Consider the following 17,461-nt stretch of genomic DNA (forward strand, 5'->3'; position numbering starts at 1 on the left):
AATATAGGTATTATCAGTCAAACTTATACATTCCGCTTTGTATTTCCTTGGGTTCCTTCTCTCCCGGAAGATATACGACAGCCGTTGTATTCACCGGAACAGACACATTTAAGGTAAATGCATCCTCTTGCCGAGTCCACTCTACTACAATAGTACCATAAAGGGTTTCGTATGATGATTTGACATATTTCAAGTCTCCTACCGGTTGGGAAGCAATGATAAATTTCCGGTAGCCCTGCATTGAATCATCTTTTCCTTCCAAGGAGGCAGATAATACCGTATATGGACGAATTCCAACCAATGAACGAAAGAACCATTCATCAATCTGCCCCATCATAAAATGATTCCACGAAGAGCCTTGACGCGGGTCCCATTGTTCTGTCAGAGTAGTTGCCCCAAATTTTAACTGAAAACCATAACCGGGAGCTTCTTCATGATTAAACATTTTATAAATAAGTTCATTCTGATCGTTACGGGCTAATGTCTGAATCAAATAACGATTGCCCACATCCCCGGTTGTCAGACGATCTCCATGTGCCTTTACATCATTAATCAGATTGAAAAGCACCTTTTTATTCAAATTTGTATCCGGCTGACAAACACCTTGTTCTCCTGCACTTTGTGTCAAATGAAGAAACAACGGAAGTGCATTACTGCATTGACTTCCCGTACCATACTGTGCGGTATTATTATCTAAGAAACATTTATTAAAGGCTACCATAATATCATGGGCTAAAGAGCTGTAATAACGAACATCAAATTCATTACCTACCATTCCGGCAGCCTTTACCAAATACATAACGGTCATGTAATAATGTGCGGTAGCCACTAATGGAACAGGTGTATTCCGTGAGAATCCCGCACGAAAATCTCCATAATCATACCAGTCACCCAAACCGAAAGATAAGATTCCATTATTTGCACGAGTTTTGAGATAATCCACATAACGACGCATATTGGAATAGTATTTTCTGATCAGCGAATCATCTCCATAAGTCTCATAATACATAAATGGAAAAATAACTAAAGAACCTCCCCACTCCGGCGATTCGGCAAAAGCATCCATACCCGGACCTTCAAAAACGACATATTCAGGGGCTGTTGTCGGCATTGCTCCATTGGAGTGCTGCGCATCAGCCATGTTCTGCATAATTTGCGGAGCATAAGCAGTCAGATCATAATTATATAATAATCCCGGACCATTAAGATGCACCTGCTCCAGCCAACCAAGTTTTTCCCGGTGCGGACAATCCGTAAACACAGACTGCATATTACTACGTACTGCCTTCTCTATCAAGCGATGAGCAGCATTGAATATCTGATTTGATGATTCAAATGTAGAAACTTTCTTTGCCGAATTGTAAACGAAACAGGACTGAATGTTTTTCAATACCGGCAATTGATGCGGATTCTTCTGTCCTTTCAAGACAGCACCTTCCACCTGAATATATCTGAAACCATAATAAGAGAAACGAGGATGCCAAGTTTCATCTCCTTCACCTTTCAATGTATATTCATAGTAATGTTGGCGTCCTGTTTGACGTTGGTTACAAGCACCTTCTTCCGTTAACGCCTCGGCGACTATCAGAGTCACTTTTTGTCCGCGTTTACCACGTACTGTTATTTCGGGAAAACCAGCCAGATTCTGTCCCATGTCCAAGACTAAGGCAGAAGGGGCTACCACTCGTTTCGTAGATTTGGAAGCCAAGGCAACTTGCTCATCATTCAGTTTTGTGACCTTTTGAATGTTGTGCCGTTCCATAATCTTCACCGGACGTGCCATTTGTGGGCGAAGTATTCCTTTCGGAGCCTCCTGAACTACTACCGGACGCCAATCACTATCATCAAACCCAACTTGGTTCCATCCTTTCTGTTCTCCACGCGCATCATAATCCTCACCTCCATAAATACAGTTGAAGGTTATCGGACTCAAATCATATTTCCAGCCATTATCAGAATGGATGACCGTATGTGTTCCATCCTCATAATTAACAACTAACTCAAATAAGAGCGTGGGAGGACCAAAACTAATCTGTAGCTTACGATAACGTCCCCCTTGTACATTATAGAATCCATTCCCCAATAAAACTCCAACTGCATTCTCACCATTTTGCAACAACTCTGTCACATCATACGTGTTATAATAAACACTTTTATCATAATCACTCCAAAGCGGAGCAAACTCACTATCACCTACTTTCTTGCCATTTAACGAAAACTCATAGAATCCCAGTCCGCATACGTAAGCTGTCGCTTCTACAATCCTCTTGCTTGTTTTACGACCGGCACTACCTCCCTTTATATCTCCCAACTCAAATGTTTTCCGCAAATAAATGCTCTTCTTGGCTAGTGTATCCACCGCTTCCCAAGCCGCTTTTACCTCCGGCTTTTTCAATTCGCCACCATGAAACTTACGACCTTCCGGCAAGTGGGCATCCTGACGAGTAATAGCCCCAATCCATTTCCTGGAAGAAAAGCAGTCAGGAACTGAACGAAATTTAGCATCTGAGCTCCATTGTGAGGGTGAACCAGATTCGTCCCAAACCCGTACGCGCCAAATATAATTGAGTAGATTGCCAGAGCGAATATCCGCTCCTTCAATGGATACCAACTGGCTCTGTGAAGAGTTTACTTTTCCACTGTTCCACACAGAACGGCCGGTAAGAGCCTCCCGAATATCTATTTCATAAGCCGATTGTTGTGTTCCGTTTTCAGGTGATTCCATCACCCATCCCAAACGGGGCACTCCCTCAACCACTACTAACCCTTCCTGCATTTCACAAGTCAGGCGACTGATTGTTATATTCTTCGCTTGTACGAAACATGGCAGGCAAAGAATAAGAAGAAGATATTTTCTTAAAATCATTATCTGGTTTTCAATATGTTATAAATAATAATCCGTGTCTGAATCTATCATTTCAAAGCATTCTCACAAACAAGTCTTGTCAACGTATCCGCATGTCCTGCCTCTTTCCCATCCACAAAAACACGTAATCCCTTTCCGCAATGGTAACGGTCCCCATTTTTATCCCAAAGAATCGTCAGATTGTGCCCATGATATAAAACATTATCCAGACAAAACCAGTCCCATTTATCAGCCGGAATCAGCGGATTTACTTCTATCGTATCATCCAGACGGGGACGAAGTCCAATCAATCCGGTAATCATCAAATCATTGAATGTAGAATGGTTATAGTACCGGCTCCGTTCCTGATCGCCTTTCAGCCAATAACCGGTCACTTCATCCAGATACTCGCCAATATACGGACGGCCACGATGATATTGCGACTCTACATACAATTCCATCTGACGAAAATATACACTGTCAGATAAAACAGTCTGCGGATAGTTATTCATGAAATTAGCCATTGCAGTCAATGTCTGTGCAGAAGCAAACGGCCAGATAGCTCCGTCCCACTCACACTTGCCGACTCCACGCGTGCGGAATTCCGGATGACGGCGTTCTGCCGTAGTCAATCCATAAGGAGCAGAAAATCCTTTTTCATCCATAATCTCTTTCCAGGCAACTTCATATTTCTTCGTTGTATCCGGTAAATTGAAATACCATGGGATATACCCGATTGCTTCACGCACATTGGCAGAAGAATCAATACGCACAGTCTCAAAGAACTGATGACGTGTATTCCACAAATCGTTCTCCACGAGACTCTTTAATGTATCCGCTCTCATGCCGTATTTCATAGCCATTCCTTCATTACCGGAAAGAATTCCCATTAGCGAAAGAGCTTTTGCATTACCGTACATATAACTGTTAATTGTCGGACGGGCATATTTTTTCTTCCGTCCTCCACTGATGGACTCTTCCATACCATCTTGTACATCACCTTGCCAATACAGTCCGTTCTTCAAACGATTCGTACGTTCCCAACGCTGATATTCTGTTTCCAGATCCTTCGCCATATCCAACATGAAATCCTTATCACCATCCACCATATAGCGCGCAAGTATGGCATCCGCATTCCATGAACTGAACTTATCCATTTTCTTCATCGGCCCGCCATCATTGCCACGATACCATGTGTGTATAATCTGATCCAGATATTTCGGATCGCGCAACCAACGGCTCTCGTAAATATGATGTCCGATAGCACAGGCTATCAGATTATATTTGTCCGAATAAGACCGCTGAATCAGAAATTCGGTCATGCCATATCCGACAGGAGTTTCCTTGATATGCTTACGCAATGACCACCAACGATAATAGTACATTTCTTCAAAGTTATGTTGCGGGCATTCAAACAAAGGAATATTTTCTTCCATCCATTCCGAAGCCTTGGCATTGGGAATGGCCTGAACAATATTCTCATCTTCCATGCCATTGAAATAGTCAGCATAATGACTAAAGTCCTCATATTTCAAAAAAGCGGAAGAAGCGTCCTTATCTGTGGAGGAAGTCTTCACATTGGCAATGCGATATTCCGCTAACGGTTCCTGCCCACCTGCATTGGGTAAATCGTAAGTTTGATCGGCAGGAGTATCTACGGTCGGGAATGTACGCATCTCTCCCGTACGGAAAGCGATTCGTTCAATAGTCGCTACCGGAGCATAAAACATACGCAAACCGACTCTCTTACCATCTACATACACTTGAATATTACGATCTGCAGTCGAAAGAACTGCTTCTACATGATAAGTCTTCCCTGCCTCATATTTCATCATATTTGCAAACCGTGAGCCACCTTTCATACGGAAAATACCGTCCGGAGTTAGCTCAAGCCGCGAACAAGCAATGCTGTTTTCATCTAAAAAGTCAATCTGAAGTATACCTTTATCATTCTGTCCGGCCAACAGATCAAATGAAACTTTCAATTCTTTAGAAGCCGGAATCTTACGCTCTGCCTTCGCATAGTCAAACGGGTCTTTATCCTGTAAAATCAACCATTCTCCTTCTAAAGAAACCGGAGCCCAAACCGGAGAATAAATATTCCAATTAGCTAGTTCAGCCATTGAACCGAATTTCGAAAAATCATCATCTGCATGTGCGGAAGCATTGATCTCTACCGGAACAGAAATACGGGAAATCCACATATCTTCTTTATTCACGCTATATGAAACCCACAAATCACCATCTGCAGGTATTCCGTTTCCTTCCTGAATACCACGGGGATATTGAGGACCATACGATTTATAATTTCCTCCATAGCGCATGGGAGGATTTTCACCATGTACCAGATTTAATGTAGTATATTCCAGTCCGTCTTTACTCAACGAAATAGCCAACGGCCAGCGAAATTCCGAAGGATTATAAACAGTAGCATAAGTACCGTCGCTCAGACGTTGTCCCCAGATTTTTGCATTACTGTTGACAAACCCTTTTGCACGAAGCACCGGTTCTGCCCAGGTATGTCCTCCATCTTCACTGATAGAAGTCAATGCATGTTTCCAGAGACTTGCCATACGGCCATCGGGCAATGTATAGCAGTTGAACGCTTTATAGCCTTTTTTTAGTGGAATGATCGGATCTTCACGGTCAGCTTCCTCCACCCATTGCATCATATAGAGCGGATTATCCAGAATCTCCTGGCAGGCCTTGACGAACTCACGGTCTTTGCTCTTCCTGAAATAAGGATAATCGGTGTTCTTCTCGCTAAAACCATGATTGTAATAAATGAAATAGATAGGACCAAACGAACCATCTTTCTTAATCTCACGCACTACCCTACCTATGCCGTTCCCATCATTCGGATCATCTTTCTTATCTAAGGCTACCCCATAATTTCCCATTGTAATCAACTTGCCCGACTTAGATACATAAAAGCCTACACGTTGATGCATGATAGCGATCAAATCTTTTGCCTGCATACCAGGGCGGGATTCTTTAGTATATCCGTCCGGCACTTTGTAAGGGGGGAATACTATTTCCGGATTTGTCCATTGATAACCGTCTTTTGAGGTCATCAGGAATGTTTGGGAAGGTGGTATATGCTCATCCGAAGGGTCTGCCAGATACTGATAATAGAACTGACCGTTCCAGTAGGCCAACATAGGCTGATGATTATAAGTCCATCCGTTACCGTTCGACGTATCCGGGTGTTCACGGTTGGCACGTACCAGTTGAATATTATGTACTCCTACTACCGGAGACAGTTGTCCGTCATGATAAGCGGGATTCGACAATTCCTTTCCTGTGTAATGGATTCTGTCTTGCGGGGACTGTGCTTGAATGGTATTTGTCAGCCATCCGGTAGCCAATACAAAAAGAATCTTCGTTAAGTTGTTCATGATTTATTTCAGGTTTTAGTTTATTTCTTCTTGCTTTCTTCCAGCAATGTTTTAACAACAGATTCCGAAGCTTTAAAGATAGTTCCATGCTTATGTCCGACAGGCACACTTACGCTTTCGGTGACATCCGTGAAATTCCGAAAATCCCTGGTACGCATAGCTCCATATATTTTTTTCTTATAAACATCAAAATAGATCAGATAATCATCACCGAGTTTTTCAACCGTCGGCCCTTCTACAAACGACTCGGTAAAGGGTTGTGATGACGGCGAATAAGGGCCGGTCATAGAGCCAGAAAAAGCTATTTTCAGATTGCGTTCGGGACGTGTGTTATCTTTGAGTACCATTACATAATCATTTTTCGCCCGTTTCACAATCACAGCATCAATCGAGCTGAAACCGGGATCATATAATACTTTCGCTTTCGATACTGCCTTAAAATCCTTTGTTGTGATGTAGTACAAGCGATGGTTGTTCTCTTCTTCTTCTATTCCCTTTTCATAACGACCGGGCACACAAGAGGCCCATACTACCATAAACTGTTCACCTTCGTCATCATAAAAAATCTCCGGTGCCCATACATTGACAGTGGTAGGTTCGTCTGCCATCACAGGAATCATTTGTTGCTCCGACCAGTGAATCAAATCTTTGGACTGTGCATAGCCAAAACCTAAATCACCTTTCCAACTGGTAGTCCACACCAAATGAAAGGTTCCATCCGGTGTACGCACTATGGAAGGGTCGCGCATTAACCGATGTTGCCCTAATTCTGGTTTCAACCAAACGCTGGGAATGCTATCCCAGTACATTCCATCTTCGCTATACAGATATCTCAGACCTTCATCAGCCGGCTCATGAAATGAAGTGAACATATAATAATCTTTATTCCCTCCACAAGAAGCTAAAAGTAGAATGCTTATTGCAGCTAATGTATTTTTTAACTTTCCCATTTCTATGATTCTTTTACACTATACTAATATCCTTTATACAGAGACGATAAAAAGCCGGATTTGTACTCAAATAGATATAAAGAATCATTCTTTATAATCGATAAAAGGGCGACTCTCCGAGCCACCCTTTCCTCCATCAAACAAACTAACCATTTAATAATGGGAAAGAATTCCACTTCTTTTTATAGTATCTTATTTGTCACAAATTCCTTGTTTACAACATGCTATGGTTTTACAGTGTTCCTCCCCGTGCTTTTACACGTTTAGCCCACTCTTCACGTTCTTTTGTCAAATTGTACCCACGTTTGGCCAGATAATTGTTGATACGTCCTTTGTACTTACCGAAAGCCGCATGCTTCTTGTTTGAATTTTCTGCATCCATAGCAAACTCACGCGCCTCTACCAACCAAGCATAGATTTGTGCCTTTTCTTCTTCCTTCAAAGAAGGAATCATATCAAGCGTAGCTTCATAAGTCACTTTCACCACGCCATAAGTCATTCCATCTTTTACGGCTTCTATCTGTTCCTCATTCAAAAAGAGAGATAAACTGGCAGGAAAAGCAAAGTGAGAACGGTACAAAGCTGCATCTTTTTCATTTTCAGCTGCCTTCAACGCTTCATCTTTCGCATCACCGGTCAAACCTGATTCCTTAACGTTTTTTACTTTTGCATCACGTATTTCATAAATATCATTCAGTTCGAAATAGCGATTGGCAATAATATTACAAACATCTTCGGCTACTTTCGCATCCGTAAGTCCTAGTTTATCTACAATTTTCTGCGAACGATTGACAATGGACTCTACATATTTCGGATCACGATTCTCTTTGTTCAAATCGACTGCTCCGGCAGATATCCAACCGCAAAGAAACAACAGAGACATTAAAACTATCTTTTTCATTTCATCTTATTTTTTATACCATATGCCAAAAGGAAACCCAGTTCCGGCATCTTATACCGATACCGGTTGCAGATTACATTAATTTTCCTTTTTCAGCTAATGTATCGTAGTTGTTTTTTAAATCTCTCCAGTCTACTTTGTGCTTTGTACTGATTCCATTGATATACTTTTCAATATTCGTATATCCGTCACCTGTACAATCTTTATTAGCATCACTTGGATCATTCGGATTCAATCCATTAGCAATTTCCCATTCATCCGGCATACCGTCACCATCCGTATCCACATACGGAGTTCCTTTGTATTCGGGGAAACCACCCATCTGACGAATATCAGTAATGATACCTTGCTTATAAGAATCTTTCGGCAAACGACGATATCTGAACTGACCGTCTTCACCCATTGATTTAGGAGCTAAGCCTGTAAGGTCACCGTTAGCATCCTTCGCCATTTTCTTGTCATAATAAGGAATACCGGTTTTTACTTCTTCGATAATGCGTTCGTCTACAATATCGCGGCAAGGGATATTGGCACCTACATGTTTCGTTACATAATCATAAGCATCATTGGCAGATGTAATTTTAATATAAGGCATTGCAAACGGTTCGTAGCTCCGCATCATTTCAGTATATCCGTCAGTATTTGGCTGACCTTCAATCTGTATACCACCATTCCAGTTATCTTTTGTTATTTCCGGATAACCTTCCATCACGTTACCATCAGCATATACACGACCATAAACTTTATAATTCAGTTTGCTACGTCCGGCTTCCGGTTTCAGGATACGACAACCTACTGTATTGTTTTTGGGAGTAGCAGGACCGGGTTTATAGTAGTTATTGATCATGTTAAACATAGCCGTATAATCACCGCCGTCAGTTGAACGATGCACCCAGTTAAATATCACATTATTGACGAAGTTAAATACTCCATTCCAACCAACAGACGGATTACGGCCTGAGTTACTAGCCCAAAGGTTACGCATAAATGCACAGTTTTCACCTCCTAATGTACTGCCGAATGCATGGTTATATGTATCCAAAGCTTTTGCGGAAATCGTATTCTGAATAGTTACATTTACCGTGGCAAGCTTTTCGTCTTTGCTCTCATACTGTCCTTCACTCGGATCATACATATGACGGTAGAAAGATATATTTTCGTCCAGTCCCCATGTACATGAACAGTGGTCTATCATGATATTACCAATCGGATTACCACCAAAGGAGTCATCACGATGCCATACTTTTGTTTCTCCACGACGGAATCTCATATGACGTACAACTACGTCGTGTGTATCCACCCAAAATGATTCTCCGGCAATGCAGACACCATCACCCGGTGCTGTCTGTCCGGCAATAGTAACGTAAGGTGCTCGAACAATAATCGGAGATTCCAGACGAATGATACCAGCCACATTGAATACAATAATACGTGCACCACCTGTCTCACAAGCTTCGCGGAATGAACCCGGACCACGATCATTCAGATTAGTAACCGTAATTACTTTACCTCCACGACCACCAAAACTATACATTCCACCTCCTTCAGCACCCGGAAACGAGGGAATTCTAGCTTGTGGCAAATCATAGGGACGACCAGCCCATGAGATATAAGGACGTCCTTCTTTTGCTTCTTTCAGTACTATAGGTAACGCTTTCTCCCATGCTTCATCAGAACGTTTCCGTTCCTCGGTCATCATCTTTGTATAATTCGCTTTGGCTTCGTCAGTTATCTGCGGGTATTGTGCCCATACAACGGTCGGAGTCAACATTACAGCTGCAAAAGCTACTAAAAGTACATGTTTCTTCTTCATTTTTATTGGGTTTTGTGAGATTGTTAATTCAAAAATACAATAATAAGACGTAAAACAAGGAAATATGTAATCAGAAAATATAATATATTTTTCTATTCTAACTTTAAATACAAAAGGACCACTTATTCCTTAATATTCTTTTCAAAAGATCAAAGTGATAAATGGTCCTTAGGTTTATTTCAGAATGAACATTCTTCAGATCAAGTAATTATTTTGATAAACGAATTCACTCTGCCAAAGGATCAAAGGTACCATCAGCTCCACCTCTCCAATAGTCGCCCCATCCTATATTTTGTTCTAATGACACATTGTTTTGCATCGCATTCTTCTTAAAACCTAAGATATAATAATAAGGTTTAAATGTTGGAAGAATAGTTTCATCATTACCGTCAGTACTAAGATTTTTACGTTTAAAATGTTCTTGATAAAACTGAGCCAATGCCTTTACCTTTGCATCTGCATATGTTATTTCATCATCGGCTGATTCTGTACAAGTTATATCTTCAGTCAAACTTAATGCTGTCGGACGTTTATTCCATAATTCATCATAGGTTTCTTTTATTGTTTTATCTTCATTGTAGACATTATTACTTTTAGCAGCAATAAAATTTTTTGCATAAACCTCAATCCGATGTCTTCTCTGACCATTCAATGGTTCAACTCCTAAATAGTTACATGTATTGCCATTAAAACCTGTAAGTTTCCAAGTCGATTTCAGTGCTTCTTGGCCCACTCCACCATCAAATAACATCCAACGTCGCACATCGTGGAAACGTTTACCTTCATAAGCAAGTTCTATTTGACGTTCATAAAGTATAGCCTCAAATAGTTTAGCACGATCATTAAAAATAGCTGGATCTAATCCACAATTATCTGTATATCCTACACGCTTACGAATTCGTTTAAGAGCATTCACTGCCTCGTCAAAATGATTTGCCCCACAAGCAGCCTCCGCATAATTCAATAATACTTCGGCAAAACGTATTTCCATATATGGAGCAGCAGACTGTCTGAATCCATTACCTGAAGTCTTTTCAAAGATATATAAAGGATTAGAATTGAGTGCTAAATCATCTGTACGCTTACGCAAATAAATCCCCGTATTTTTGGTACCTAGACAATCAGCTGCATAGCCTGACTTAGAGTTACTATTACGATCATCTACATTATCATACCAACAATAATTCCACAACTTGTAATTATTCCCTGTAGTATACCCATTAATGCCATAAGGTAATTGACCTTTTTCACCAAAAGATTTCAAGTCATCACTATCAAACTTCCATTCTACACCAGGGAACGCAAAAGTGCGATAAAATCTTGGATCGCGGTTTAAAAAGAAAAGTTCTTGATTATAATCATAAGATCCATTCATGTCATTTGGTTTCTTCCCATCCGCCATTGGAAAAAGATCAACCATTTCTGCAGTGGGAGTCATACCACCCCCACCTCCAGCATTAGCTGGGCGAAGAGAATGTTCCCATCCATTCCATTTTTCAAGCTGTAAGTGCTCGGCTGGTGATACATTATTATATAAAGTTACTAATACTGCCTCAGAAACAGTTCCTCCACCACCTTCTGAGCCAATATAATCGGAGAATATCTTTCCCCAACCTGCTGCATTCTTTCCTGAATTGTTTTCATAAGCCAATCCAAAATTACCTTCTTCCAGTTTTTTTACAGCAGCTAAGTTTGTTTGATATGCAGTTTCCCATCGTGTAACATCATCCGCCCTATTAAAAAGCGGACTGGCATATAACAATTCCACACGACCTTTTAAAGCCAATGCTGCCCCCGATGTTATGCGTCCAAAATTCTTATTTTCAGACTCCCAACGTGCTGGCAGATAATCAGCAGCTGTTTGCAAATCTTTGCAAATAAAATCAATACATTCTTTTGTAGACGAGCGTGGAACTACCAAATGAATACCTTCACTATCTCCAATTATAGGATTTTGTACATTATCAATAATAGGTACACCACCATACATCATTACCATTAAATAATAACGCCATGCACGGAAGAAAAATGCTTGTCCCAACAATAACTGCTTTTGGTGTTCAGTTAAACTTTCACTGCCAATCACTCCTTCGATCATATCATTACACTCACGAATACGCACCCAAGGAGAATAATTGTTATCTAGATTAAAATAATCAGTAACAGTTTCATAATCTAGAGGAGAATTAGGATTCATCAAACCTGATATCCCTCCATATTCTTCTGTACATTTCGAATATTGATCACTTGTTCCCGTGCTTGGCATATCACCCATAGAACCAGTCAGATCAGATCCACCCGTCGCACTCGGCAGCATGATATAATACAAGTAAGCTATACGGTTATCAGCTGACTCATAATTTTCATAAATAGTCGTACCGTTAAAACTTCCATATAATTTTTTGTCTTCCAAAAATTGATCACTACAACCTGTAAAGACGGCAACTGTTATGGTCAGTAATGCAATTGAACCATACTTATTTATTTTCTTCATCATTGTATTCAAATTATTAAAATGAAACATTAACACCTAACGTGAATTTACGTAAGTTCGGATAATATCCATAGCTTCCCGCCCAAGAAGCCCATGCTCCTTCTGGATAAGGGTTTAGGAAGTTAAATACATTTTGGCAAGTAAGATTGAAACGGCAACTACTAATGCCAATTATTTTTAGCCATTCTTTAGGCAATGCATAAGCTACTGTCATATTACGAAGTTGCACTGTTGCTGCACTTACTTTCCAAAAAGTAGAGGGTGCACCATTTACACTACTATAGCGAATATTCGGGTATTTTGCATTTCTGTTTTGTGCTACAGTTACTATATTATTAGCGTCATAAATATCCTCATATACAAACATATCTTTCCACATTGCCGACACATTACTATATTCAGAGTAACTTTCTTTACGCATAGTTGTAGGAACTAAGGAATATGCTCCCCAACTTGCACCAAACTGCGCACTAATAGAAAAATCTTTATAAGAGAAACCGAAATTTAAAGTTCCACCGTAAGGATTACTAGCACGGTGAGAAATTTTTATATAATCTTGTTCATCAACAATACCATCTGCCGGACCAAAAGTTCCAGTTGATTCATCATATTGTCCACGTACATCCTTATAAATCAGCATACCAGGATGTACATTTTCTTTTGTATTTCCTAAATATTTAGTAATACTATATTTATCAAAGTACTCATTAATTTCCTGATAACTACGGAACATACCTATACATTCATAACCCCATAGTCCTCTATCAGAACGTTCATTTCTCACTAATTTATCAAAATCATATGCAGCCTTCCAACCTGTCTCTCTGATTTTATTATCATTGTATCCTGTTGTAAGCTTTACCCAATATGACATGTCTTTTCCAATTTTATCCTTCCATCCTAATGACAATTCAACACCATATGTATCTACCTCACCAAAGTTTTCTGGAGCAGGCTGTATTCCTACCGTATTCGGATAATAAGAAGTTCCTTGATGTGAAGCAAACATTTCACGGCCCATATCATAATAGAAGTCCAAATTAGCGCTCATTCGATTCTTCAAAAAGGCCATATCAATACCAAAATTAGTTTTATAAGTCTTATCCCAATGTACATCAGGATTTACTCCTTGTTTCGGCATACGAATCGTAGCACTTGTATTTGTACTAGAATTAGTTCCAAAGATCGGTCCTTTGTCTGGATTACGGGTGTAAAGCTGAGTCCAAAGCCAAGCATTCACATTATCTTTACCAAGAATACCAAACGAACCACGTATCTTCAAAAAGTCGATTTTTGTCTTGTCTTTATCAAACCATTTTTCATCTGAAATAACCCAGCCGGCAGACCATGAAGGGAACATTCCCCAATAATTCTGAGGAGCAAATTTGGCAGAGGCATCAGAACGGAGCATAAACTCAAACAAATATTTATCATCATATGAATAATTCACACGACCAACATAAGAAAGCATACCAGACTCACTGCGGTTAAACGTTACAGTTTGAGCAAAACCTTCTGCATTGGAATCCACAGAACTAGATTGGCCATCTGTAAAAGGTAATGGATCTGTAAGACTACCATTCAAATCTTCCCATTCTGATTCTGCTTTTTCAATAGAGAACAAACCACTGACATAATGCTTACCAAACTGACGTGCATAGCTTACTGTTAAGTTCATTTGATAACTATCTGAGCGATTCATACTACGCCCCAAAGAGTTGCCATTATTCAACTCATACAATCCCAATGTATTAGCATTGTATTCAATCTCGTCACCAACATAAAGGTGACCACCGCTGCCACCACGGGATATAAGGCGATATACATCGATTTTTGTACCGATAGTATTTGTTTTTCCTGTACTTATATTTTTTGAATAAGAAGCTTTTACCTTTAAACCACGTAAGTATTTACTCCAACCAAAATCATACTCTAATGAACCGTTAAGAGAAAAATTCTGATTCTGATTCTCAACATTATCTGACGCATTCTGTACTGCTGCAAAATTATACTTCTGCTGATCACTTGGATTAGTTATATTTTCCATACCTGAATGAAAAATATAATATCCATTTACTTGATCAGGCACATAAGGTACATGTAACATTAAAGATTCAAAATCACCATCAGAGCCACCACCTTTTACATTTTTAGGTTTATTTGTCTCTCCATAATTACCAGATACCTGCAAAGAAGCTTTCATCCATTTTGAAATATTAGCATTTACACCAGCACGATAGTTCCAACGATTATAGTCCAAGCGCCCTATATTACCTTCTTGCTGATAATACGAAACACCACCGAAATAAGTTGCTTTTTCTGTTCCCCCGCTAATGTTGACACTATGACGCTGCGTCAAAGCCGCACTCCATTCTTTATCTAATAAATTATAATTCATACCCTTCATTGCCTCCAACTCATCAGATTGAAAAAGTTGTACCCTCAAGTCATCGGATTCTTGATCCTTAGTAGCAGTATTAGCAGCACGAGCAGCATTGTATATACGACCGTAATCATAGGCATTTAGCATCTTCGGTAACATCAATGCATCTGTATAACCAAACTGTCCTGAATAAGAAATTTTGGGAGCACCTACTTTTCCTTGTTTAGTCTTAACCAGCACAACACCATACGCAGCACGTGCTCCATATACAGCCGCTGCAGCATCCTTTAAAACAGTCACATTTTCTACTTCATTTATATCTAAATTATTGAAAGCACCTTCATCTGCAATAAAGCCATCAATAACATATAGTGGAGTAGGGCTTGCATTACCTCCTAAATCAGAACTTGGAGTAATGGTAGTATTCACTGAACTTTGACGAATCTGTAAGCTTGGTGTACTACCTGGACGCCCACCACTAAGTGATACATGTAAACCATTTATTTTACCAGCTAACGCGTCACCCAAACTACCCACTGACAAATCTTTCAATTCTTCTGTGGAAATCGTTTCAATGGCACCTGTTGCATTACGTAATTTCTGAGAACCATAATCACCAAGTACTACAACTTCATCTAATTTCAGTTGATCTTCTAAAAGTACAATCCTAGGATTTTTTAAATCAGATATAATTTGTGAAGTATATCCAACAAAGGAAACTTTCAATTTGCTTTTTGGAGCAACCTTAATATTAAATTTCCCATCAATATCTGTCACTGTACCTACTGTCCCATTTACCACCATGACAGTAGCACCTATTATCGGTTCACCACTTACATCTACAACAAGTCCAGTTACTGTCTGATTCTGGGCACACAATGGCATAACAAAAGTCAACAGTGTACCGATGAATAAACTGAGAATAATATTTTTCTTATTCATTGTATTTAATTTTTATTATCATACTACTTTACTTACTCTTCAACAAGTGGAAGCCATCGTGGATCACCGGTTCTCTTTTCAAGCTGGCTTGCTCCAGTTACAGTAAAATCACCATTTACAGCATTAATGAAGCCAGGATCTGTATCAAGAGTATTTGTATCATATTTGTCATTACTTTGACTACCATTATACCAATAAGTATTATATTCAAAATTTCTAGACATATTTGCATTACCCATTATTTTATTCGTCATATCTCCTTTACCACAATCTACAAAAATAGTTCTGGAGAAATTTAGTGTTAAGCATGCTTGTCCTCTATAGCTATTCCAATTAGTAAAGTCTTTGCTATAAGCAAGATTGTATACTGTACAATTATAAAAATTAAAAGTTCCATTTGAATATCCAGTAATCTTGTTAGGTCTGTTACCATTTACCTGTGCAAAATAACTTCCATTCTGTACAGTACTACAAAGAGTACTCTCTTTAAATGTTATATTAATAAAACTACCTTTATTAAAATACACAATCGTATTAGACTGATTACATCTAATAAAAGAAGCTTTTACTGTAAAGTTTTCTACACAATATTTTTTCCCTGAATCATATAATAAATGCCTATTAAGGTCATATACATTACAAGACTGAATAACGATGGGATCTTTAATAACGTATTCTCCAGAAGATACTTTTAATTGTTCATTTGGAGTCTTACTTAATCCAATTAATGAAGCATCAGAAGAACCTTTCTCCATTGCATTACAATAGAAATCCATAAACTTTATCTTCAAACCATTCTGTGTTAATATTCTACCACTTTGACCAAATGTAATTTTCGAATGATTAATTTTATTTCCACGAATTGTAACTTTACGTGCTCCAAAATCTATTGGACCTGATATAGTATATTCACCGTTAGCCTCTAATTCATATGCCAACTCTTTTAAAGTGCCATCTTCATTAGGTTCCATATCAGTCTCTGGAAGCGGATTATCAATAAACCATTGAGTCAAATCTACTCCACTAGGAATGGATGCATATGTTTCAAGTAAAGTTGAAAAACTTATTTCACAGGCTTTTTCTGCATCTTTGTTATTAAACTGTTTATTTCCAATGGTTTTAATTAAGAATTTATATTTTGTATCTTCTTCTACTTCCAATTCAACGCTACAACCATCGATAAACTCTCCTTCAACTACAGCTATCGGATTTTCAGGATCATCAACTACATACCAAGAAAACTCATAACCTTCTGCTCCATGCACTACAGGCCATTCAATAGTTGCATTTTCTCCTGTGGCATCAAGTTCCACTTTTACATTCTCCAATTGGGGAGATTCCAGTGTAGCATTTTTCACATCCGACTCAAAAGATTCGTCTTCGTGATACCCTATGGTACAGCTACTTAAAAGAAATAATAACGTAGCGAATAACAGTCCACGTGTTCTTCTTCGTAAAAATAAACGATTACTTTTCATACATTAAATTTAAATTAAACAATACGTTCTTATGTTATCAATATTTAAGTTGAATATTATATACAATAGTCCGTTAAACATTTCATTCACATTTATGCAGTAATGGCTGCAAAACTAATGGCTTCTTTCTACAGTCTTCGATTTATTTCTTTGTTCGGTTTGATTCCTATTATTCAGTTCCCTACTTTGACAGTCAGTTAATCTTGTGAATTGCTTTCCATCTCAATAAAAATTATAAGAAGCTTCCCATGAACTCT

At 39.0% G+C, this 17,461-nt stretch carries 8 protein-coding genes; all 8 read right to left on the minus strand.

Annotation, left to right across the window (positions count from 1 at the left end):
• Window positions 1–13: 13 nt before the first annotated feature.
• Window positions 14–2,866 carry a glycoside hydrolase family 78 protein gene (locus K6V30_RS17335; protein ID WP_055270730.1) on the minus strand — a complete coding sequence of 951 codons (2,853 nt, stop codon included), beginning with the start codon at window positions 2,864–2,866 and terminating at the stop codon, window positions 14–16.
• 47 nt (window positions 2,867–2,913) lie between these two features.
• Window positions 2,914–6,243: an MGH1-like glycoside hydrolase domain-containing protein gene (locus tag K6V30_RS17340; RefSeq protein WP_055270728.1), complete on the minus strand. Its 3,330-nt coding sequence runs from the start codon at window positions 6,241–6,243 to the stop codon at window positions 2,914–2,916.
• Window positions 6,244–6,263: 20 nt separating this feature from the next.
• Window positions 6,264–7,193, minus strand: a complete 930-nt coding sequence (locus K6V30_RS17345) for a glycoside hydrolase family 43 protein (protein WP_055270726.1) — start codon at window positions 7,191–7,193, stop codon at window positions 6,264–6,266.
• A gap of 232 nt (window positions 7,194–7,425) precedes the next feature.
• A complete protein-coding gene (locus K6V30_RS17350; RefSeq protein WP_055270724.1) occupies window positions 7,426–8,094 on the minus strand; it encodes a DUF3826 domain-containing protein in 669 nt (222 codons plus the stop codon).
• A gap of 73 nt (window positions 8,095–8,167) precedes the next feature.
• Window positions 8,168–9,907 carry a hypothetical protein gene (locus tag K6V30_RS17355; protein ID WP_055270722.1) on the minus strand — a complete coding sequence of 580 codons (1,740 nt, stop codon included), beginning with the start codon at window positions 9,905–9,907 and terminating at the stop codon, window positions 8,168–8,170.
• A 226-nt stretch (window positions 9,908–10,133) separates the two neighbouring features.
• Complete coding sequence (locus K6V30_RS17360; protein ID WP_008761664.1) at window positions 10,134–12,401, minus strand: RagB/SusD family nutrient uptake outer membrane protein; 2,268 nt, start codon at window positions 12,399–12,401, stop codon at window positions 10,134–10,136.
• A 16-nt stretch (window positions 12,402–12,417) separates the two neighbouring features.
• Entirely contained in the window at window positions 12,418–15,726 is a 3,309-nt protein-coding gene (locus K6V30_RS17365) for a SusC/RagA family TonB-linked outer membrane protein (RefSeq protein ID WP_008761665.1), read from the minus strand.
• Window positions 15,727–15,758: 32 nt separating this feature from the next.
• The gene (locus tag K6V30_RS17370) at window positions 15,759–17,204 is read right to left on the minus strand and encodes a DUF4992 family lipoprotein (protein ID WP_008761666.1); all 1,446 of its coding nucleotides are present in this window, start codon (window positions 17,202–17,204) and stop codon (window positions 15,759–15,761) included.
• Window positions 17,205–17,461: the final 257 nt, after the last annotated feature.

Origin of the sequence: Bacteroides faecis (assembly GCF_020091505.1) — a bacterium.
Classification (GTDB): Bacteria; Bacteroidota; Bacteroidia; order Bacteroidales; family Bacteroidaceae; genus Bacteroides; species Bacteroides faecis.

Coding starts and splice junctions, on each gene's coding strand:
- K6V30_RS17355 (WP_055270722.1), bottom strand. CDS start 9,907: ATGAAGAAGAAACATGTACTTTTAGTAGCTTTTGCAGCTGTAATGTTG.
- K6V30_RS17350 (WP_055270724.1), bottom strand. CDS start 8,094: ATGAAAAAGATAGTTTTAATGTCTCTGTTGTTTCTTTGCGGTTGGATA.
- K6V30_RS17335 (WP_055270730.1), bottom strand. CDS start 2,866: ATGATTTTAAGAAAATATCTTCTTCTTATTCTTTGCCTGCCATGTTTC.
- K6V30_RS17360 (WP_008761664.1), bottom strand. CDS start 12,401: ATGAAGAAAATAAATAAGTATGGTTCAATTGCATTACTGACCATAACA.
- K6V30_RS17370 (WP_008761666.1), bottom strand. CDS start 17,204: ATGAAAAGTAATCGTTTATTTTTACGAAGAAGAACACGTGGACTGTTA.
- K6V30_RS17345 (WP_055270726.1), bottom strand. CDS start 7,193: ATGGGAAAGTTAAAAAATACATTAGCTGCAATAAGCATTCTACTTTTA.
- K6V30_RS17340 (WP_055270728.1), bottom strand. CDS start 6,243: ATGAACAACTTAACGAAGATTCTTTTTGTATTGGCTACCGGATGGCTG.
- K6V30_RS17365 (WP_008761665.1), bottom strand. CDS start 15,726: ATGAATAAGAAAAATATTATTCTCAGTTTATTCATCGGTACACTGTTG.